The following is a 21,523-nucleotide window of genomic DNA, read 5'->3' as shown; positions in this document are numbered from 1 at the left end:
CGATGCGTCAATATACGAGACAAAATATTCACTCCCAAGATAGTGAATTATAGGTCGCACCATTCCGGCGACCCCCTATCAGGTCACCCCGCGCTATAGGTGGCACGAAGCTGAAGCTTGTCGATCTTGCCGGTTGATCCGCGCGGCATGCTCGGCACCCGCACCACGGCATCGGGGATCCACCAGGACGCCACCTGCCCGCGCAGCGCGGCGAGCAGCTCCTGGTCGGTGATCTCCTGATCGTCGCGCAGTTCGACCAGCAGCAACGGGCGCTCGCCCCATTTCACGTCGCTGCGGCCGATCACGGCGGCCAGACTGACCTGCGGCAGGGCGCCGACTACCGCCTCGATCTCGGCGGGGTTGATCCATTCCCCGCCCGACTTGATCAGGTCCTTGGCACGGCCGGTGATCATCAGGTTGCCGGCATGGTCGATCCGGGCCAGATCGCCGGTATCGAACCAGCCGTCGGCATTGGTGGCCGGGCTTTCCTGCCCGAAATAGCGGTCGATCACCGCCGCCCCCCGCACATGCAGCCTTCCTTCCTGGTCGCGCTGTTCGGTCAGCGGCGTGCCCTTCTCGTCGGTCAGCATCAGGTCGACGCCCAGAGCCACCCGGCCGGAGATCGCCGCCGGGCGCTTCGGATCGCTCATCACCCCGAAGGTGCCGACCGGCGACAGCTCGGTCATGCCCCAACTGGTCTGGACCGGAATGCCCAACTGTCCCTCGATCCGTTCCATCAGGGCCGGCGGCATCGGCGCGCCGCCAACGGTGATCTGCCGCAGGGAGGGCAGCGCAGCGCCGGTTTCCTCCAGATATTCGCACAGGCCCAGCCACACGGTGGGCACGCCGACCGCGATTGTCACCCCCTCGCCAGCGATCAGCCGCGCCAGACTGGCGCCATCCATGTGCCGGCCGGGCAGGACCAGCTTGGCGCCGGCCGCGGGCACGGCGAAGGGCAGGCCCCAGGCATTGGCGTGGAACATCGGCACCACCGGCATCACCACATCGGTGCTGCGGATGCCCGACATATCGGTCTGCAACAGGCGCAGCGTGTGCAGGAAGCTGGACCGGTGGGTATAGGTCACGCCCTTGGGCGCACCGGTCGATCCGGAGGTGAAACAGAGACCGCTGGGGGCTGTTTCGGCGAAATCACCCCAGACCACACCGCCCGCCCCGGCCTCATCGATCAGTGGGGCCAGCGGCCGGATGGCGATGCCACCATGCGCCTCTATCGCCGTCTCCCCATCGATGACGAAGAGGTGCTTCAGGCCCGGCGCCTCATCCACGATCCGACAAGCCAGACCCAGCAGGTCGGCACTGACGATCAGGATGCTCGCCCCCGACTGGCCCAGCATCCAGGCCAGTTGCGTGGCGGTCAGCCGCGGATTGAGCGTGTGGCACACGGCCCCCATGCCCATGATGGCGAACCAGCATTCGACATGCGCCTGGCTGTTCCAGGCCAGGGTGGCCACGCGCCCGCCGACCTTCACGCCCCGCCCGGCCAGCAGGCTGGAGACCTTGCGGGCCCGGATGCGCAGGTCGGCATAGCCGATGCGGGCGACCGATCCGCCCTCGCGCGCGGTCGCCACCTGAACATCGGGATGCCATTTCGCCGCGTGGTCGAGGATGCGGTCGAGCGTCAGGGGGAAATGCTGCATGCTGCCGTCGTTCACTTGCAGGTCTCCTGTGCGGGCGGCAGCGGCGGTGCGATGAGCCCCATGTTCCAGTTCCAGGGAATGTTCCCGGCGGCGCGGCGGCGGCAGATCACCTGATCATGCAGCGCGTATTGCGCCGGCAGCAGGTCATACGCCACCTGCGGCTTGGCCGCGAACAGCATGTAGCCGGCCTTGGCGCCGTGCGACGGCCAGGAAGGTTGGTTACGGGCGGTGGGCACGCCGGTGCGGGCGAAGCTGGCCCAGTAATCGATCATGGCGTCGGACAGGGCGCGTTCGGTGTCCGTGTCGGGAATCGCCGGCCACTGGGCAGTGACGCGGTCGATCGTGCCGAACATGTAGGGCACTTCCGACGCGTGGAAAGCATGCATGCCGCGATCGTCGGCCGCCGGATAGCCATGGTCGAAATAATAGAGATATGAGGGCTGGCCCAAGGCCGCCTGTTCGCGCACCAGCCGCTGCGAAGTCCAGGCGAAGAACCCGTCACGGGCCGCGGCCAGGATGCTTTCGCGCATGTCGGCCGCCGGATAGAGAGAAAGGAAACGGTCGCCCAGTTCCCCATAATTGGCGCGGATCGCGGCCTCGTACTTCGCCGCGTCGAACTGTCCGGCATCGGGCAGGCCGGGCAGGATGGAGGCCATGGTGCGGATTTCGCCACTGGTGAAACCGGTCATCACCGGCACCCGCGCCTGCTCCCCGCGCTCGAACGTTTCCACCAACTGGCGGGGCAGCAGCTTGCCATCGACGATGGCGGTGGAGACGAAGCGCGCCTTGGTGGCGAGTGCCGTAAGCGTCGGGCCGTCAATGGCGCGCAGGTCGGCCAGCGTTCTGGCACCGAATGCCGTCGCGTAATAGTCGCTTATGGTCTCCGCCGACGGCAGACCGAAACGTGCCTGCTTCAGGTCGGGCAGGTTCATCAAGGACGCGCTCTGCACGATGGCCTTGGTGAACAGGCCATGGGCGCGCGGTGCAGCCAACAGATGCAGAATGGCCAAACCACCGGCGGATTCCCCCGCGATGGTGACGTTGGCGCCATCGCCGCCGAAGGAGGCGATGTTGTTCTTGACCCATTGCAGGGCGGCGATCTGGTCCAGCAGGCCGTAATTGCCGGAAATGCCCTCGGGCGATTCCGCACTCAATTCGCGATGGGCGAAATAGCCGAAGATGCCCAGGCGGTAATTGATCGACACCACCACGATCCCGCGTTTGGCCAGTGCGGCACCATCGAACATCGGCTGGCTGGAGGAACCACGGATCAGATTGCCGCCATGGATCCACACGAAGACCGGCGCGTTCTTCGCCTTGGCCGGGGTCCAGATATTCAGCGACAGGCAATCCTCGCTCATCGCCGGATAGGTTTCGGTATAGATGCTGCCGGCGGGATATCCGGGCTGCTGGCAGGCGGGGCCGAACTGCGTGGCGTCGCGCACCCCGTCCCAGGTCGGCACGGGCTGTGGCGGCTGCCAGCGCCGCTCCCCGACCGGGGGCAGCGCATAGGCGATGCCCTTGAACATCTGCTGCCCGTCGGCCTCGATGCCGCGAACGATACCGGCGGGGGCCTTGACCACAGGCTGGGCGGCGGCCTCAACACTCATGCCAAGACACAGGGCCGCGATCGCCGCGGCAAAACGCGCGAACGTCATTCATTCCTCCCGAACCTTATGTTTTGCGGCAGGACCTTGGGTCCTAGCCGATCACTTTCGTGAGCCGCTGCCAGAGCTGCTCGTCAAACGTCTTACTGTCACCCGCCGCTGCACCGGTGCGCACCACGATCAGCTTGGCACTGGGCACGACATAGAGGCGGCGGTCGAACGCGCCCAGGGCCGCGACCATGTCGGAAGGTGCGGCGGCAATCAGCGGACCCTCACGGCGATTGCCCATCGCACCCAGCGTGTAGGCGCTGCCATTCAGCCACCATAGCCGCCCATAGGCCGGGTTGGTGGCCGTGGGCGCCAGCATCGCCTGCATGCCGGCTTCGGAAACGATGCGCTTGCCGTCGCCGGCCAGCCCGCCGGACAGGATGATGAAGCCGAACCGGGCCGTGTCGCGCGGAGAGGTAACCAGCCCGGTATCATTGCCGATGCTGGCCAGCACCGCAGGCCGCTTGCGCCAGGCGGTATTGCTCATCCCCGCCGGCACGGTCAGCCAGTCGCGGGTGAGCGCATCCAGCGGCTGCTTGGCCGCCGCTTCCAGGATGCGCTTGGTCACGGCATAAACTGGCGTGTTGTAGAAGAAGGTGGTGCCCGACGGGGCGGTATAGGCGAACTTGTCGTCCAGACCCGAACTCATGGTCAGCAGGTCGATGACGCGGATCTTGGCTTCCTGGTCGGGGGCCGCCTTCGACCAGCCCGTGCCGATATAATCGGAAACCGGCTTCTCGACATTGATCAGGCCCTTGTCCACCCCGATCGCCATCAGCACGGCGATAAAGCTTTTCTGCTGGGAGGCCACATCCTCCAGCAGCGCGCCGTCCCCATCGCGCTCATAGGCGAACAGCGCGAACTGGGCATTGCCCTTGGGTGCGGGCCAGTTCTTCTCGATCAGCACCTTGCCGCCCTGGATGACCAGGAAGCCGGTGGTGTTCTGATTGCGCAGGTAATCCAGCAGCCGGGTCATCTCCGCGCTGTCCGCCGCGACAGCCGGCGTTGCGGCGAACGGGACCGCTAGTGCGGCCGGGCTTGCCAGGGCGGCGACAAGCAGCAGTGCCTTCATCGGGGATCGAGCCATTATTCAGCCTCCTTTGACGATGCGCGGCTTGCGGGCCGGGGACAGTGACGCCTCCCGCACCCGTGATCCATGGGCGAGCATGATCCGCGCGACCTCGCTCTGCATGAAATAGAGGATGTCCCGTGCCGCCTGACTGGCCTCGTTGGCATCGCGCTTCACCAGCGCGGCACGCACGCGGCGCCAATGCGCATAGGGACCGGGACCATCGGCGGAAAGCGCCAGGGCGACATAAGAGAAATGGAACCGCGTCTTGCGGCGGATGGACTCGATCATCCGCTGCGCATCGGGGCTGGCCACCTCGGCCATGTCGCTGAAGATCGCCTCGCTGAGCGCAATGATCTGTTCGGCGGAGGCGCCGGTGGCGGCATCGTTCAGCAACTGGTCAATCTTGACCAGCATGGCGCGGATCGCCATGTCCGAGGCGCGCAGGCAGGCGAAGCGTGCGGCAAGGCCGTAAAGGGCGGCACGCACCTCGTAGAGGTCGAACACCTCCTCCACGCTGGTGGATGAGACCCGCGCACCGCGATTTTCCTCAATCTCGATCAGGCCATCATCGGCCAGGGCGCGCAGGGCGCGGCGCACGATCGACCGCCCCACACCGAATTCGTCACAGAGCCGCGCCTCGCGCAGCCATTCGTCGGGTGCCAGTTCCTGGCGCTGGATGCGCCGGCGCAGTACCTGGGCCAGTTCGTCGGCACTGGGCGGGACACCCGCCACGCCCTCCTCCACCTCATCAAGGTTGGGATCGTGATCCGCCGATTTGGCCCTGTTGCTCAACGCCTTGTCCTCTCTGCCGACGCTCGCGTCCGGATGGGTGAATGCCGGTCCCGATGACGTCTTTCTATTGCTCCCACTCTCCCGGGGCAAGCAATTTGTCGTACGTCCAATTGAAAATTGTCGTACAATCCTGTTGACATTGAGACACAAAATGAACGACCACAATATCCGAGGCGCAGCAAAAAACGCCCTTAGGGAGGATCAATGCGACATATTCTGGCCGTCACCACGGCAACCCTGGCGCTCGTCACCACGATGCCCGCCATGGCGCAATCCCCGGCCCCCGGCGCGCAAGGCACCGAGGAGGTCAGCCTCAGCGAGATCATCGTCACCGCCCGCAAGCGTGAGGAAACGCTGCGAGACATTCCCAGCACGATCACGGCGCAGACCGCCGACCAACTGGAAGCCAAGGGCCCCGTCACCGGCGTGGGTGACCTGTTGCAACTGGTACCCGGCGTGCGCTTCAACGGCGTGCAGAGCGAGAACCTGGCTGAAGTGTCGGTGCGCGGATCGGGCACCCAGCGCGCCACCAGTGCCGATTCCGGCGTCGGCCTGTTCGTGAACGGCGCCTATGTCGGCAGCAGCACGCTGGGCGGGCGCAATTTCAAGCGCATAGACTATTTCGACATCGCCCGCGTCGAGGTTCTGGAAGGGCCGCAGGGCGGGCTCTATGGCCGCAATTCGGAATTCGGCACCATCAACATCGTGCTGGCCCAGCCGCAATTCCGCGACACCGGCCGGGTGCAGGCCACCTACAACGCCACCCAGAAGCAATTGCAGTTGGAAGGGATCGTCAACCAGGCGGTCAGCGACACGGTCGCCGTCCGGCTGGGCGCGCAGGTGACCGGCCAGGGCGGCGGCATCTATTACAATCCCAACCAGGACGAATATTACGACCATACCGACGGCTATATCGTCCGCGGCCAGATGCGGTATTCCAGCGGGGCGGTGGATGCCAAGCTGCTGGTCGATGCGATGGACATGAACCTGCCGACCTTCGTCAACCAGTGGGTTCTGCCGCCCGGCATGCTGGCCGCATTGCCGCAGGGCTATACCGGCCCGCGCTACGACGTGCCGTCCGACGTCAAGAATGGCGTCCACCAGAATGTCGTGCGCGCCATGCTGATCGCCGATGTCGATCTGGACGATCTGACCCTGACCTGGACCACGATGGGATCGCGGTCGGAATCGGCGCAGAGCTTCCCGGCGGCAGTCGATCTGGCCACCCAGGCGAATTTCCAGCGGCTGGGCCAGATCGGCCTCTACCCGCTGGGCCAGACCTCCACCTATGCCCGCAACAAGACGCTCTATCAGGACATTCATGTCAGCGGCGGCGACGACTTCATGTGGATGGCCGGCGTCGAAGGCATGATGCAGAACGATTATTACACCCGCGATGCCGTCACCAACCCCTGCCCGCTGACCGCCACGTCCAGCATCTGCGGCGGCACACCGACAACGCCGCTCTGCTACAAGCTGCTGCCGACCTCGCTGAACTGCCCGACCGTGTTCCCGCTGGCCTTCGGCGCCCGCCAGGTCACGCCCAGCAAGTACCGCTCGGCGGCGGCCTATGGCTCGCTGAAGCATGATATCGGCCGCCTGTCGCTGAGCGGCGACCTGCGCTGGTCCTATGACTACAAGGAAGCGACCCAGAGGAATTACCAGCTCTACACCAGCAACCTGTCCGGCACGCCAAGCTCCTTCGATTTCAGCCAGGACAGCATCAGCTATTCGGCCACCGCCAGCTATAATTTCGGCGAAGACCTGCCGATGCTGCTCTATGTCAAGACCGGATCGGGTTATCGCGCCGGTGGCGTCAATAACGGCACCTATATCGCGGCGGCCCCGAACCCGCTGCGCACATCCTATGATAACGAGACGACCACCAGCTATGAGGTCGGATTCAAGGGCAGCTTCACCCGCGACCTGTTCCTGCGCCTGTCGGGCTATATCTCCAACACCGACGATGCCATCACCAGCATCCTGGACGGCTGCACGGTGACCAATGCCTGCGGCCGGGCCGGCACCTATTTCAACCTGAATGGCGGCAAGGTCCGGGTAAAAGGGGTCGAGGCGGCGTTCGACGCCAAGGTCCCGCTGGGTGCGGGCGTGCTGGCCCTGGGCCTTACCGGGGCGCGTCAGGATGCCAAGTTCGTCTCGGTCGCGGCGGGCGTGTCGGGCCTGCCCGTCATCGGTTCCCCCGTGGCGCAGACGCCCGACTGGACCTGGTCGGTCAATGCCAATATCCGCCAGCCGATCGGCGAGAACCTGACCGGCTTCTTCAACGTCGCCTATAATGGTGCCCGCGGCGGCGGGCAGGATACGGTGACCCTGGCCACGCCCTATATCCCGCTGGAAGATATCGACAATGTCGACCTGCGCGCGGGCGTGGAGTTCGAGCGCATGACCTTTGCCGCCTTCGTCAAGAACGCCACCGACAATGTCATCCCGGTCCTGAAGCTTCAGTCGGGCTCCATTCCGCTGACCAACCGCTACAACAATCCGCGCACCTACGGCTTCAGCGCGTCCTACCGCTGGTAATCGCGTGCCGGTGCGGGCGGCCCGCCCGGACCGGCACTCCACCAACGTCAGGAGGAGAGAGACTTTGTCGGATCAGCAGCAGCCCGAGGGCAAGCCCAGCATAAAGGTCGCCGTGATGGCATCCGCCGGCGCCTCGGTCGAATGGTATGATTTCTTCATCTACGGCACCGCCGCCGCGCTTGTCTTCCCCAAGCTGTTCTTCCCGCCCGACATGCCGCTGTTCGTGGCGCAGATCGCGGCGTTCAGCACGTTTGCGGTCGGGTTCCTCGCACGCCCCCTCGGCGGCATGCTGTTCGGCCATTATGGCGACGTGCATGGTCGCAAGGGCGCCCTGGTGCTGGCCATGATGGTCATGGGGCTGGCGACGACCGCCATCGGTCTGCTGCCCACCTATCAGAGTGCCGGGATCCTGGCGCCGCTGGCCCTGATGCTGCTGCGTTTCCTGCAGGGGCTGGCGGTCGGCGGCCAATGGGGCGGCGCCGCCTTGCTGGCCATCGAAAGTGCCCCCGGCAACCGGCAGGGCTTCTATGGCAGCTTCGTCCAGGTTGGCGTGCCGATGGGTGTGGTGCTGGCCAACAGCGTCTTCCTGCTGGCCAGCACCCTGATCGATGCCGACAATTTCCTGGTCTGGGGCTGGCGGATCGGCTTCCTGCTCAGCGTCACGCTGGTCGGCATCGGCCTTTACATGCATTGGCATGTCGAGGAACCCGAGCATGCGGAACCCGTCCCGGCAGTCCAGGAAGCGGCGAAACCTGCCTCGCCCCTGCTCACCGTGCTGCGCAAGCATTGGGGCACGATCCTGCTGGCCGGCGGCGCATTCATCGCCAACAATGTCTGCTTCTACATCGCCATCACCTATGCCATCGCCTATGGCACCACGACGGTGGGCCTGTCGCAGGAGGTGCTGCTGGCGGCGGTGATGATCGGCAGCCTGGTGATGATCCCGGCCCTGATCGGGAGCGGCGCGCTGTCGGACCGTTTCGGACGGCGCGGCATCTTCATGGCCGGTGCCATCCTCTCCGGCATCTGGGCCTTCGCTGTGTTCCCGCTGATCGATGCCGGGTCGCCCGTGACGGTGACCATCGCCGTTTCCGTGGCGCTGATCTTCGTAGCCCTGATGTATGGCCCGCAGGCCGCCCTGTTCGCCGAGCTGTTTCCCCGCCATGTCCGCTATTCCGGTGCCTCGCTGGGCTATCAGGTCGGCACACTGGCCGGCGGTGGCTTCGCGCCCATCATCGCCACCGCCCTGTTCGCCCACTACGGATCGGCCATGCCGATCTCGTTCTATCTCGCCGCGACATGCGCGATCTCGCTGGTATGTGTCATGTTGCTGGGAAGAAATACATTGTCTCGGTGATCGTAACCGATCACCGCCCAATCGCCGGCGCCCACATCCGTTGGCTTGTGTTTTCGAAATGTCAGTAAGATGTGTGATCGCCGGCCGGGGCATGCCCCGGCCGGCGATCCGTCCGGAAGACCGCTCCGTGGAAAGGTAGATCATACACCGTAGCCAAGCATGGTTCTCCGGTCGGCCCCTTCATTGACCCGAACAGTTGCTTGGGGTTGCAGCCCCGTACGTGCAAGGCAGGGAGTATGAAGATGGCACAACAGGACTTTATCATCGCCCTGGACGTCAGCAAGGCCCGTCTGGACGGGTTGGATGCCGAGACAGGAGAGGCTTTCCAAGTCGAGAATGCCGAGGCTGGTTACAGTCTCCTTCGGCGACGGTGTGGCAAGCGCGCCGTGCAGGTCGTCCTGGAAGCCAGTGGTGGCTATGAGCGGCCGGTCATGGAGGCTTTATCGAAAGCCGGCATTCCCGTCCGCCTCGTCGATCCTCGCAAGGTCCGGCATTTTGCCAGGGCGCATGGACGCTGGGCCAAGAATGACCGGCTGGATGCCCGGATGATCGCCGCCTATGCCCAGGCGATCCCCGGAGCCGCCTACCAACCCGATCCGGAACGGGAGGTCCTGGCGGAACTGGCCACCTACCGGCGCCAGTTGCTCGACGAGCAGACCATGGTCAGGAACCAGGCCCAGACCCTGGCGGATCCGGAACTGCGCCGCTTGGCCAAGCGGCGCCTGGATGCCATCGCCCTGCTGATCCTGCGCCTCGACAAGCGCATTGCCGAGCAGATCGCGGCATCCAAAACCTTGAAGGTCAACGACAACCTGCTCCAGTCCATTCCTGCTGTCGGGCCGGTGCTGGCGGCCACCCTGCTGGCCCATATGCCGGAGTTGGGCACACTGACACGACATCAGGTCGCCGCCCTGGCCGGCGTTGCCCCGATGGATAACCAGAGCGGCAAACGCGATGGCCCGCGCAGCATCTACGGTGGAAGGCCCGTTGTCCGAACCGTCCTTTACATGGCTGCCGTCGTCGCCAGTCGGCGAAATCCACCCTTGGCCGCCTTCTATAAAAAACTCATCGCCGCTGGAAAGAAGCCAAAGGTTGCCCTCGTTGCCATCATGCGAAAGATCGTCGTCCTCGCCAATGCCATCATCCGCGATCAGAGAACTTACGCCGCATGAAAACAGTTGCTTGGCTACGCGGCACGAGCCGCGCGGCGGCAGTCGCCGCCGGGTTTCACCTTGTTCACGCGGGAGGTTCCTTCATGCTCAAACCCAGCAGACGCAGCTTCCTGGCGGCCGGTGCCACCCTGCCCGCGGCGTCGGCACTGGCCAAGATGCAGCCGGGGCAGGAGGAAAGGGTCGCCGCCGATCTCGCCCGCTATATCGGCTTCGGCAGCAAGCAGGCTGGCGGGACCGGCGACAATGCCGCCGGGGAGTGGCTGATAGCGGAGTTGGAACAGCTTGGTTTCAAGGTCGAACGGCAAAGCGTGCCCACGCCTTTCTTTGAAACGCAGCGCGCCGAACTGCTGTGTGGCGATGCCAGAGCCGCGGTGTGGCCGCAGCCCATCGTGATGACGACGGGACCCGACGGCGCCACCGGCCCGCTGGTATGCATCGACGTGAATGGACAGGCCGCCGGGCCGCTGCCGGGGGCTCTGGCCCTGATCGAGCTGCCGCATGGCCGCTGGTCCAGCGCGCTGGCCAAGCCGATCCGCGAGCCGATCAATGCCGCCTTCGCCGCCGGGGCCAAGGCGGTGGTGGCGATCACCAACGGCCCGACGGGCAAGGTCATCGCGCTCAATGCCGATGGCCGGGAGCCGATGTTCGCCGGTCCGGTCGCCCTGCTGGCACCCGACGATGCCAAGCCCTTCCGCGCCGCCGCGATCACCCGGCAGCCGGCCACGCTGCACCTGCAGGGGCAGACCGGACGGCGCCCGGCCTTCAATTTCATCGGCCGCATTGATCGCGGCAGGAAGCGCTGGCTGGCCGTATCGACGCCGCGTTCGGGCTGGTACATCTGTGCCGGCGAACGCGGGCCCGGCATCGCGGCCTGGCTGTGGCTGGCGCGGTGGGCCAGCGAAACGGTGAAGGACCATGATCTGGCCTTCGTCTGCCATAGTGGACATGAATATGAGAATTTGGGCGCGTCGGAAGCGTTGAAGGCCATCGCGCCCAAACCTGCGGAAACCCGCTTCTGGCTGCATCTGGGCGCCAATGTCGCGGCGCGCGACTGGCACGAATTGCTGGGCAAATTACGCCCGCTGCCCAGCGTCGACACCCAGCGCTTCCTGTCGGTCAGCCCCGACCTGCTGCCGGTCGCGCGCGAGGTCTTTGCCGGGCATGCCGGGCTGGAGGCAGCCTGGACCACCGATGAGATCACCGCAGGGGAACTGACCGAAATCGTCGGCGCCGGCTACGCCCCGGCCGCCGGCGTGTTCGGCATCCACCGTTACCACCATGTCGCCGAGGATGATGCGCGGTGCGTGTCCGCAGCCAGCGTCGCCGCCACGGCCGCCGCCTTCCAGTGTCTCGTCGAAACGCAGATCCGGGGCTGAACATGATCGAACTCTGGCACTGCGCCGATACGCGTTCGTTTCGGGCACTCTGGGCGCTGGAGGAGATGGGGCTTCCCTATCGCCTGCATCTGCTGCCCTTCCCGCCACGCATCCACCGACCCGACTATTTGGAGATCAACCCGCTGGGCACCGTCCCGTTGCTGGTCGATGGCGATGTGCGGATGACGGAATCCGCCGCGATCACCCAGTATCTCGCCACCCGCCATGGACCGACGCCACTGGCGGTGGCGGCCGATGAACCCGATTACGGGCTATGGCTCGACTGGCTGCATCGCAGCGAGGCGACGCTGACCTTCCCGCAGACGATCGTGCTGCGTTACTCACGGTTCGAGCCGGAGGAGCGCCGGCTGGCGCAGGCGGCCAGCGATTACACGCAATGGTTCCTGTCGCGTCTGCGCCATCTCACCCGGGCGCTGGCCAACCGCGAATGGCTGTGCGCCGGGCGTTTCACCATGGCCGACCTGTGCGTCGGCTTCGCCCTGCTCTCTGCCTGCGACCTGAACCTGGAACACAAGTTCAGCCCGGAAATCGCCGCCTACTGGCACCGCCTGTCCACCCGCCCCAGCTTTCGCGCGGCCAAGGCGGCGCAGACCGGCATGTACTGAGCCGGCGACATTCCTAAGAGTTTGATTCAAAAATAATCTGAACTGTATCAATGCCTTGCGATCCGTCGCACGAAGATTTGCACGGATGCGATGAAGCACCATGCGGTTGCAGATGCGATTGTCTGCTCGAAGTCTTTGGCGAGCCGTCTGTTTCGGTTGAGCCATGCCAGGGTGCGTTCTACGACCCAGCGTCGCGGCAAGACTTCGAAGCCTTGGGCTGTGTCGGATCGCTTGATGATGTCGATGGTCCATTTTCCGATGCGGCGCAGGGCATCTTTGAGCTTGTCCCCAGCATAGCCGCCATCGGCGAAGACGTGCCTCAGCCATGGGAAGGGTTTGACGATTTCGGCCAGCACCAGCGGTGCCCTGTCACGGTCCTGGATGTCGGCAGTGTGGATGAGGGCATGGACGAGATTGCCTTGGGTGTCGGTGAGGATATGGCGCTTGCGTCCTCTGATCTTCTTCCCGGCGTCATATCCCCTCGGGCCGCCGGATTCCGTGGTTTTGACGCTCTGGCTGTCGATCACGCCAGCGGTTGGGCTGGCATCACGGCCTTGTTGCTCACGCATCGCCATCAGCAGGACATGGTTGACCGTGAGCCACAGACCATTGTCACGCCACAGGTAGAACCAGCGTCGTACCGTCGAGACCGGCGGGAAACAAGGCGGCAGCATCCGCCAAGGCAGGCCGCCGCGCAGCAGATAAAGGATCGCCTCCACAATCCGGCGCAACGGCCATTTCCGCGGACGCCCGACAGAGGACGCAGCAGGCGTAACTGCTCACGGGGCTGGCGAAATGAGTTGCGCGCGCTCGTTGGATATGAGTCAACGTTCGGATGGAAGAGCGGTCGCGCTACCGTCTGAGTGAAGCCGAGAAGGACGCCCTGCTTTTGGAGCAGGCGGCGTTGATCGAGCGCTTGGCCGCGCGGATCAAGGAACTGGAGGCGCTGGTCGGCAAGCCGCGCAAGAATTCGTTGAATTCCCACACTCCGCCGTCGCAGGACGGTCCCGGCCGCCCCGGCCGCCCCGGCCGCCCCGGCCGCCCCGGCCGCCCCGGCCGCCCCGGCCGCCCCGGCTCGAAGGCGGTGGCCAAGCGCCGGCACAAGCCGCGCCTGTCCCGTTCTGGCGTATCGCGCCCGCTGGCCGAGGAGCCGGACAAGACGGAACGGTGCCTGGCCGCGATCTGCCCCCATTGCGGGATGGCGGCCTCAGGGCTGCCCCAGCGCTGCCGACACCGCTACGACCACATCGACCTTCCCGTCATCCGCCCGGTGGTGACGCGGGTGGAACTGTTCGGTGGGCGCTGCGGCGACTGCGGGCGGCGCTACCGGGCCGAAGCTCCGGCCATGATGCCGCCGGGCACGCCGTTCGGGCCGGGGATCCGCTCGCTGCTCGCCTACCTTCACCACAGCCATCACGTCGGCTTCGAGCGTCTGTCGCGGATGCTGAAGGAACTGTTCGGGCTGACCATCTCCGAAGGCGCCATCGCCAACAGCTTCCGGCGGATGGGGGCAACGTTCGACACGGCTCGCGCGGCGATCAAGGCCAGGCTGCTGACGGCGCCGGTCATCGCGTCCGATGAAACCACCACGCGGGTGAACGGCGTCACCCAGTGGCAATGGGTCTTCCATTCCGACAAGGCGGTGCTGCACGACATTGTCCCCAGCCGGGCCCGGAGCGTGGCAGCCCAGCTTCTCGGCGATCATCGGCCCGAGGTCTGGGTGTCGGATCGCTATGCCGGGCAGCAGGAACTCGCCCGCGCCCACCAGGTCTGCCTCGCCCATGTCCTGCGCGATGTCCAGTACGCCATCGACTGCGGCGACACCGTCACCGCCCCCAAAATCCGTGACCATCTGCGCTGGGCCATCCGCATCGGCAAGCGACGCCCCACCTTGAAGGATAGCACGCTCAAAGCCTACGCCGCCAGGGCCGACCGCGGCCTCGATGCCCTGCTCGGCGTTCCCGCCGCCCATCCCGCCGGCCGCGACCTGCAACGCCAGATCAAAGCGTGGCGCGGCAAGTTCTTTGTCTTCCTCGACGACCGCCGCGTCCCCCCAACCAACAACGGCAGCGAACGGGAAATCCGACCTTCCGTCATCTTCCGCAAGGTCACCAACGGCTTCCGATCAACCTGGGGGCCCGGCATTCATGCCGGTTACCGATCCGTCACCGGAACCGCTCGCTTGCATGGCCAGTCCCCCTGGAACGCCATCCGCGCGCTCATCGACGGCAACTTCGCCCTCGCCTGAAACCTCCCGCCGCCAGCCACGTGAGCAATTACCAAAGAGCTTCAGCAGGAAGGGAAAAAGGCCGAACAGGCTGGCCATCAGCACGACGCCTCCATCACGATCCTGGATGTCAGCGGCATGGATGATGGCGTGCATCAGGAAGCCTTGGGTATCGACGACGATGTGCCGCTTCTTGCCTTTGATCTTCTTGCCCGCATCGTACCCTGGCGGGTCGATGCAGCACCCCCTTTTTCTGCGCTCTTCACGCTCTGACTGTCGATGATTGCGGCGGTCGGACTGGCATCACGGCCAGCCTGCTCACGACAGCGGACATAGAGTTCATGGTGAATGCGGTCCAGCGTCCCGTCCCAACTCCACAGGCTCAGATAGTCGAAAACCGTGCTGCGCGGCGGTAAATCCTTCGGGATCGCCCGCCACTGGCAGCCGGTGCTCAACACATACATCACACCGTTGATCACCTCCCGCAGGTCCACACTGCGTCGGCGGCCACCGTGCTTGGCCGGGGGAAGGAGTGGCGACACAAGCGCCCATTCCGCGTCCGTCAGGTCGCTCGGATAACGAAGGTGATCCCGGTTATAAAGGGGGCGGTTCTCGGGCGTCCACATAACCATTGTCCAGAAGATGACGCCCGTGAAGGAATCACACCAGCGTAACCGCCTGCAACCCACTTCCTATCTCATTGAACCATTTCGGTAGCTTCCCGGACGGACACTGAGGGAAAGGTGGGCCAGGACGCCGCCTTCGGGGTGGTTGTCGATCTGGAAAAGACCGCCATGCGCGCGGGCTATGGCATCCACGATATGCAGGCCCAGGCCCGTGCCCGGTATGGGGCCGGCATTCGTGGCCCGGAAATAGCGCTTGATGACATCGTCCTTTTCATCCTCGGGAATGCCGATGCCCTGGTCGCGGATATCGATATCCAGTCGCCCGTCATGGCAAGCGCATGAGATCGTGATGGCGCGCGCGGCGTCGGAGAATTTCACGGCATTCTCGATCAGGTTGGAAAGTGCCACCGCCAGCATGTCGGGATCCAGCCACCCGGTCAGTGTCGCGTCCACATCTGTGCGTTTCAGGATGATGTCCCGTTCCGGATGAAGGTGACGGATCCGGTCAAGGATCATATGCAATGTGTGGGCGATGAATACTTCCTGCAGGCGGGCAGTGACGGTACTGCCTTCCATCCGGTCCCGCTGCAAGGATACATCCAGGATCTGGACAAGATCGCGGACGGCCGTCTGGATGCGCCCCACCCTTTCCCGTCCGGCCCAATCATCGGCCTGCATGGTGTGCCGCAGGGCTGTAACGCTGTTGCGGATGACGGCCAGCGGTGTCTTGTACTGATGGCGCACCACATCGATGAAGCGTAGCTGCTCCGACTGGCTTTCCCGCTCGGCGGCCAGGGCGTTTTCGGCTACCTCCTTTGCCGTCTGCAGCTCCCGCGTGCGTACCGCAACCAGTGCCTTGGCCTGTCCTTCCGCGCGTCTGGCCATGCGGATGGTCACGCTCTCCCGCCGCCGCTGCTCCAGCCATCGGGCCTGCAGGATCAGCGACAGGCTCATCAGCAAGGTGAAGGGAACGGCCCCGATCCAGTAGGTATATTCATAGAAGCCGTTGAAATCGGCCCCCCCCACGATCCAGAAGACCAGGATGGCGGCCGTCACGCATTGCACGATGGCGGCCAGGGCTGCCGCCAGGCTGCCAGGCCGGTGATAGCGGGCGCGCAGATGCAGGCAGCCATAGACGAAGAAGCACTGGACCAGCATGCTGGACAGCAGGGCTGGTGCCGCCACGGGGCGATAGAGGCCGAGGAAGGGTGTCAGCAGAGCCAGCGCCTGGAGACCGATCAGAATCTCCAGCCCGCGGTGCACACGTGGGAAATGCCTTCGTGTCTCCAGATATTCCCGGATGAAGATGCAACTGCTCAAGATCACCAGCAGAACCGAACTGCTCATGACCATGTCGTTCAACACGCCGTTGCCTGTCAGCGATCCCAGCTTGAACACGCCGCTATTGGCCAGGATGTAATAGCAATTTGCCAGCAGGTGCAGGCCGAACACCATGAAATGACGGCGGCGGTAATGGAACCAGTAGGTGAAACTGAGTATTGTGGCCCCGAGCGACAGCGCCACGGGCAGCAGTGCCGACACCACGCGGGTCAGGATGATGTCCTGCATCCCTGTGGGCGAGGCGATCCAGCCGCGCAGCACCAAGGCGCTGTCCGTCTGGATCATGACATAGATGTCCACCGCGTCCGCGTCGGGCAGGTGCAATGGCACCGCGTAGGACAATTGAAAGCGGCCCGGCTGGGCGGCCGGAAAGTGGTCGCCGCGCTGATGCAACAGAAAATCCGCCGCCGATGCGGGTGCCGCGACGCGCGGCACATGGATGTCCACGCGATCCAGATAGATGGGGTGGAAATGGAGATAGGGATCTTCCGGCCACCGCCCCCCTTCCCGCTTCACGGTGATTTTCAGCCACAGGGCGTCCGGCCGGTAACCCATGGCCACGTTGCGGGGCAGCGGTTCGAACCGGGATGCCGCCGGGCCGAAGGCCACATCCTGCAAGGTCAGTTCATTGTCGGGATCGACCAGCGCCGCAAAGTGTCCCGACAATTCCACACCGTCCAGCGGGTTGGAAAGTATGACCGGTGGCGCCTGCGCCAGACCTTGTCCGGGTAGCAGGACAGCGGTAAAGATTATTAACCAGATCAAGGATGCAATGACTTGTAAATACCGGCCTTTGCGCCCAGCTTGGGGCCATGCCGGTTCCGGTAGCGGCCCCGGCATGACAGGGCAAAATGGGGGGGGCGGGAGGGCCGCCCCCGGATGATCGGGCTTTACATGGTGCGTCGTGGCAAATGTCATATTGATTGAGGACAATATCTCTTTCCGGAATAGTCTGGCGGATTGCCTGACCATGTTCGGACACACGGTGAACGAGGCGGGCACCGCCATGGAGCTATACCAGCTTCTGGGCTCTGAAACCTATGATGTCGCTGTTGTGGATATCAATCTTCCTCATCATAGCGGGTTTCTGATCACGGAATACCTTTCCCGAAACAGTTTGGCTTCCGTGATCATCACATCGGTACGTGATGCCGTGGAGGACCGTGTGCAGGGCTATCGCTGCGGGGCCGATATCTACATGGTCAAGCCTGTAGAGCCGGAGGAATTGTCGGCGGCCATCACACGCCTAGCGCTGAAACGGCTTTATGGTCCGCCGGTATCGGAACAGGAAAGTTCCTGGTGCTGCGACGTGGATGCACAGCTACTGCACGCGCCCGATGGCACATGCATCAGGCTGACGCCGCGGGAGACGCGGCTGATCGACATTTTCATGGCGATCGGGAGCAATGGCGGCCATCGCGTGACGACGCGCGCCATGGTGCTGGCCCAGATGCAGGAACCCGACAACCGGGAGGCGCGGGGCAAGCTGGACACGCTGTTGAGCCGGCTGCGCACGAAGGTGCAGGCAAAGGCCAACATGCCGCTGCCCATCCTGACGGCCTACAATGCCGGTTTCACCGTTACCGCCCCCATCCATCGTCAATCCCGGGATGGCGGGCCGAACCTGTCCGGCGGGGAAGCCTGACATCCATAGGAAAAGGCGCCCGCCGGATGGCAGGGCGCCTTTTCGGTGGGGGCGTCCGGACCCCGGCTTGCCTGCTACCGGGCGTAGCGGGCGGCGACGGGAGCATAGAGGTCCCAGACCTGCCGGTCGCGGACCGACCGCAACAGCTTCACATATTCGGCGTGGCTCCAGGCCAGCGGCGTGGCGCTGTTCGTCCCCTGCCCCAGCACATAACCCGCAGGCGCCACGCCGACCCCGTCCCACACCTGTTCGGGGATCATAAGCCCTTCATTGGCGAACTTTTCCATGCCCCGCACATAGGTCATGCGGATATGGTCCAGGTCGGCCGGGGTGACGCCGCCGGGCTTCGCCCCGGCGCGGGCCAGTTCGTAATGGCCACGTTCGCCCGTGAAGATGGGCCAGACCCGGCCGCGCTGGCCGACGCCCATGCCGCCTTCCAGTTCGCCCGTGCCATAATTGCCGCCGTTGCGCACATCCTCGCCATAACCGTCATTGCCATAACGGCGCCAGCCCGGATATTCCATCGGGTCGCCTTCGTACCGGAAGACGTACTTCACGCGGAAATGGTCCGGGATGGACATATCGTCCAGTTCTTCCAGGCTGTCGGTGATGCTGGGGGCATCGGGAGAGCGCACGCCATAGCGTACCAGTTCCAGGAACCCGCCATCCAGATAGACATCCTCCGTCAGGCCCTGCTGGCCGTTGGCCGGGTTGACGGGACCCTTGTCGTTGGGATTCTCGTTCTGATTGACACGCAGGAAATAGCGGCCATTGCCATGGCTGCCGGCCGTGGTGAACATCAGCGCCTCGATCCGGTCATTGATCTGGTCCGCCGTGGCACGATAGGCGGCGGCATCTTCAGCCCGGCCCAGCTTTTCCGCCATCTCCCCGGCCGCCACCAATCCCGCCACGATCGCCGCCGTGGTGGAGGGGGAATAGCCTTCCTGTTCCTCCCAGCGTTCCTGCTGGGTGTAGGGCGGCTTGATGCTGGCCTTGTTCCAGTCCAGCCCGACCGTGCCACCCCTGACCAGGAAATCGGCTGCCGGCTTCAGCAACGACGGATACATCTGGTTCAATGCCGCCTCGTCCAGCACGCCGGCCTGCCACAGCTTCCAGCCCAGCATCAGGGGCATCGCCGTCTGGTCGAGCTGTACGGCCATCCATTCACGGGTGCCATCGACATGGGTCTTCTGCAGGAACCAGCCCGTGGCCCCCTTGTTGCCCTTGGTGGCGGCCGACACCTGGATCATCTTCAGATAATTGAAGGCGGCCAGCGGTGTCTCGGTGTCTCCCAGGGCCAGCATTGCCATGGCGCACTGATAGAAGTCGCGCGGCCATACGGCCTTGTACCCGGTCGCCAGCTTCTCCGACGACACGGTATCGCCCCAGGGGGCCGACAGCGAAGCGATCAGGGCGCCGGCATGTGTCTTGTCCTCCTGCGCCTTCAGCACAAGGGCGCTGACATGTGCCAGCCGGCCCCCGTCGGTGGCCATGGCTGCCAGGTCCTTCAGGGGGTCCAGCCCGGCCAGGTAATCCTGCCAGCCGATCCTGTCACCCTCCCCGTTGTAATGGGCCAGAACGGACGGATATCCTGCCTGCAGCGTTGCGTCGGCTGCCATCAGTGCGGCCGCATGGTCCGTACCGAAGCCCACGACGATGTCGTAGGTCGCCGTCTGGCCCTCCGACAGGGTGGGCAGTGCGCCGGCCAGGGCGACATTGCCCTTTCGCGACCCCGTCCTGTCATAAGCCTTCAGCACGCCATCGCGGCGAAGCTGTGTCAGTCCGTCTGATGTTCCGACAAAGCCCACGCTGGCCGTCGTGAAGGGCTGTGACGCCTTGATGACCAGATTGTGCCGTCCCTCCCCCGCGTTCAGCGTGCCCCCCTTCGTGTCCGCCTTGTCGCCATAGCCCGTACCCGCCATTTGCGGGTCGGCCAGCAGCACCGGCGTCAGCGATCCCTTCAGCGCCCGAAAGATGCTGCGCACGAACAGCACATCCCGGTCCGGATCGGTGAAGATATGCTTTTCGATTTCGTATCGGCCATTCCGGTCACGGTTTATAACCCTGTAGGCAAGCGACAGGGGCCGGCCGGCGGCATCGGTATGCAGGTAATCGACATGGCTTTCCATATCGTCATATTCGGTATGGACAAAGCCGTCCCCCTTGACGGCGAACTGCATTTCACGGAGCTGCGCTTCATGGATAAGCCCCTGCATGGTCTCCGTGATGACGCCATGGGCCAGGGAGAACCAGACGCGGGACACAGGACCCGTGGCGCCGCCATCCTGGTAACGCCCCTGCACATAGGCTTCGTAGGAGGTGCCGATACCCTGCTTGCCCGAATAGGCCAGCATCGGCTTTGCGCCCGGCGCTCCCGGTGCGGTCGCCGCCAGGGCCGTTCCGGCCAGCAGCGTGGACGTGAAAGCGGCGGCCAGGGCCGCGTGCCGGATGAAGCCGATGTTCCTGGTCATGTTCTCCCCAACTCCCGCATCTGTCTTGGGGGCCATCGCCGGCCCGTGGATGTTGGGGGCATCATTCGTTCATCCTGCCGCCGCGCGCCGGCTGAATACGTATGTTGTGCGCCGCAACGCGCGGCGAAATACGTATGCGGCACGGCGGCGGCAGGCCGCGTCGGGGGCTATTTTCCCGACATGTCGAGGACGTATATCTGGCCGATCTCCACCACCTGGCGCGCGGCGGCGATCTGGAAGCCGATGACGGCACCTCCCTGGCCGATGGCCCTGTCCGCCCGGGCCCTGACTTCGTGGATCTGCCAGTCGGGGCCGATGGACATCATCTTATCCCCGAACCCGGCATAGGGCGCTTCGTTCATCTGGATGCGCAGCCCCAGCCGTCCGTACCCGTCGGGTGTTTCTGCCGATACGGTCCGCGCCCAGAAGGCGACCGTGATCGGCTGATCCGGGATGACTGGAGCATTGAGCGGGATGTTCACCCCGATATCATAAGGGTTTGCCCCCGCATGGGGGGAGGAGACCTGCAAGGCGATGCCGCCGCCCACGCCCGGCGTCTTGATCCGCCTGTTCTTCTGTCCGCGGCCATAGACGACCCAGTCCATACGGGTGGGGTCATTCATCAGCTTACCCGGCAGGGCCGCCTGCAAGGCGGCCAGTGCATCATCATCACCGGCCGGTGCCGGCAAGGCCGGGCTGGTGATCAGCATGACAGATGCCAGTAATGGCGCAACCAGTTTGCGTAAATACATTGCTTCCTCCCTTCCCCCTGGCCGGGGGTCTTCTTGGTCCGGTCAGTAAACAACCGGAAGGACTGGCATTCAACGATAAATGGGAGCGCTATCAGACGTAGATTGGTGGGGGGTGACGATATCCGGCTTGTCTGAAATGTCCCGCCAGTGACAATAAAAATGACAACGCTATCCGTGCATGGTCCGACATTCTCGTCCGACGCGGGGGCAGA

General features: G+C 64.5%; 14 protein-coding genes and 2 pseudogenes. 7 read left to right on the top strand and 9 right to left on the bottom strand.

From position 1 onward, the window contains the following. Positions 1-83: 83 nt before the first annotated feature. From ABC728_RS04035 to ABC728_RS04020, 4 genes are read right to left on the bottom strand one after another with little or no spacing between them, the layout of a single operon-like run. A complete protein-coding gene (locus ABC728_RS04035; RefSeq protein WP_445376328.1) occupies positions 84-1,658 on the bottom strand; it encodes an AMP-binding protein in 1,575 nt (524 codons plus the stop codon). Positions 1,659-1,669: 11 nt separating this feature from the next. Beyond that, positions 1,670-3,316 (bottom strand): carboxylesterase/lipase family protein, encoded by a 1,647-nt coding sequence (locus ABC728_RS04030; RefSeq protein ID WP_416622279.1) that lies wholly within the window; start codon positions 3,314-3,316, stop codon positions 1,670-1,672. Between the two features lie 43 nt (positions 3,317-3,359). Next, positions 3,360-4,400: a serine hydrolase domain-containing protein gene (locus tag ABC728_RS04025; RefSeq protein ID WP_416622280.1), complete on the bottom strand. Its 1,041-nt coding sequence runs from the start codon at positions 4,398-4,400 to the stop codon at positions 3,360-3,362. Positions 4,401-4,403: 3 nt separating this feature from the next. After that, positions 4,404-5,177, bottom strand: coding sequence for a GntR family transcriptional regulator (locus ABC728_RS04020; RefSeq protein ID WP_416622281.1), 774 nt, complete (start codon positions 5,175-5,177; stop codon positions 4,404-4,406). 204 nt (positions 5,178-5,381) lie between these two features. Between ABC728_RS04020 and ABC728_RS04015 the strand changes: the two genes are divergently transcribed. The 5 genes from ABC728_RS04015 to ABC728_RS03995 all read left to right on the top strand — a co-directional run bounded on the left by ABC728_RS04015 (position 5,382) and on the right by ABC728_RS03995 (position 12,249). Then, a complete protein-coding gene (locus tag ABC728_RS04015) occupies positions 5,382-7,718 on the top strand; it encodes a TonB-dependent receptor (protein WP_416622282.1) in 2,337 nt (778 codons plus the stop codon). 64 nt (positions 7,719-7,782) lie between these two features. Then, the gene (locus ABC728_RS04010) at positions 7,783-9,075 is read left to right on the top strand and encodes an MFS transporter (RefSeq protein ID WP_416622283.1); all 1,293 of its coding nucleotides are present in this window, start codon (positions 7,783-7,785) and stop codon (positions 9,073-9,075) included. 236 nt (positions 9,076-9,311) lie between these two features. Beyond that, the gene (locus tag ABC728_RS04005; protein WP_445376268.1) at positions 9,312-10,247 is read left to right on the top strand and encodes an IS110 family transposase; all 936 of its coding nucleotides are present in this window, start codon (positions 9,312-9,314) and stop codon (positions 10,245-10,247) included. Positions 10,248-10,330: 83 nt separating this feature from the next. Then, on the top strand, positions 10,331-11,623 hold the full coding sequence (locus ABC728_RS04000) for a hypothetical protein (RefSeq protein ID WP_416622357.1): 1,293 nt from the start codon (positions 10,331-10,333) through the stop codon (positions 11,621-11,623). A gap of 2 nt (positions 11,624-11,625) precedes the next feature. Next, on the top strand, positions 11,626-12,249 hold the full coding sequence (locus tag ABC728_RS03995) for a glutathione S-transferase family protein (protein WP_416622358.1): 624 nt from the start codon (positions 11,626-11,628) through the stop codon (positions 12,247-12,249). A gap of 47 nt (positions 12,250-12,296) precedes the next feature. Here the strand turns inward: ABC728_RS03995 and ABC728_RS03990 are convergent. Further along, positions 12,297-13,019, bottom strand: a pseudogene (locus ABC728_RS03990) (IS5 family transposase); the annotation flags it as partial. A gap of 65 nt (positions 13,020-13,084) precedes the next feature. On the opposite strand from ABC728_RS03990, the gene tnpC reads away from it, so the two are divergent. After that, positions 13,085-14,497 (top strand): IS66 family transposase, encoded by a 1,413-nt coding sequence (tnpC, locus tag ABC728_RS03985; protein WP_445376270.1) that lies wholly within the window; start codon positions 13,085-13,087, stop codon positions 14,495-14,497. Between the two features lie 27 nt (positions 14,498-14,524). On the opposite strand, the pseudogene ABC728_RS03980 reads toward tnpC, so the two are convergent. Beyond that, positions 14,525-15,102, bottom strand: a pseudogene (locus ABC728_RS03980) (IS5 family transposase); the annotation flags it as partial. A 66-nt stretch (positions 15,103-15,168) separates the two neighbouring features. Next, on the bottom strand, positions 15,169-17,109 hold the full coding sequence (locus ABC728_RS03975; RefSeq protein ID WP_416622033.1) for a sensor histidine kinase: 1,941 nt from the start codon (positions 17,107-17,109) through the stop codon (positions 15,169-15,171). A 238-nt stretch (positions 17,110-17,347) separates the two neighbouring features. Between ABC728_RS03975 and ABC728_RS03970 the strand changes: the two genes are divergently transcribed. Continuing rightward, positions 17,348-18,088 (top strand): response regulator transcription factor, encoded by a 741-nt coding sequence (locus ABC728_RS03970; protein WP_416622032.1) that lies wholly within the window; start codon positions 17,348-17,350, stop codon positions 18,086-18,088. 74 nt (positions 18,089-18,162) lie between these two features. On the opposite strand, the gene ABC728_RS03965 is transcribed toward ABC728_RS03970, so the two are convergent. Both ABC728_RS03965 and ABC728_RS03960 read right to left on the bottom strand, forming a co-directional pair. Then, the gene (locus tag ABC728_RS03965) at positions 18,163-20,559 is read right to left on the bottom strand and encodes a glucan 1,4-alpha-glucosidase (protein WP_416622031.1); all 2,397 of its coding nucleotides are present in this window, start codon (positions 20,557-20,559) and stop codon (positions 18,163-18,165) included. 167 nt (positions 20,560-20,726) lie between these two features. Next, positions 20,727-21,311, bottom strand: a complete 585-nt coding sequence (locus ABC728_RS03960; protein WP_416622030.1) for a hypothetical protein — start codon at positions 21,309-21,311, stop codon at positions 20,727-20,729. Positions 21,312-21,523: the final 212 nt, after the last annotated feature.

It is taken from the genome of Niveispirillum fermenti (assembly GCF_052474395.1).
The sequence above is the reverse complement of the archived record's forward strand: the minus strand, read 5'-3'. Positions and strand labels throughout refer to the sequence as shown.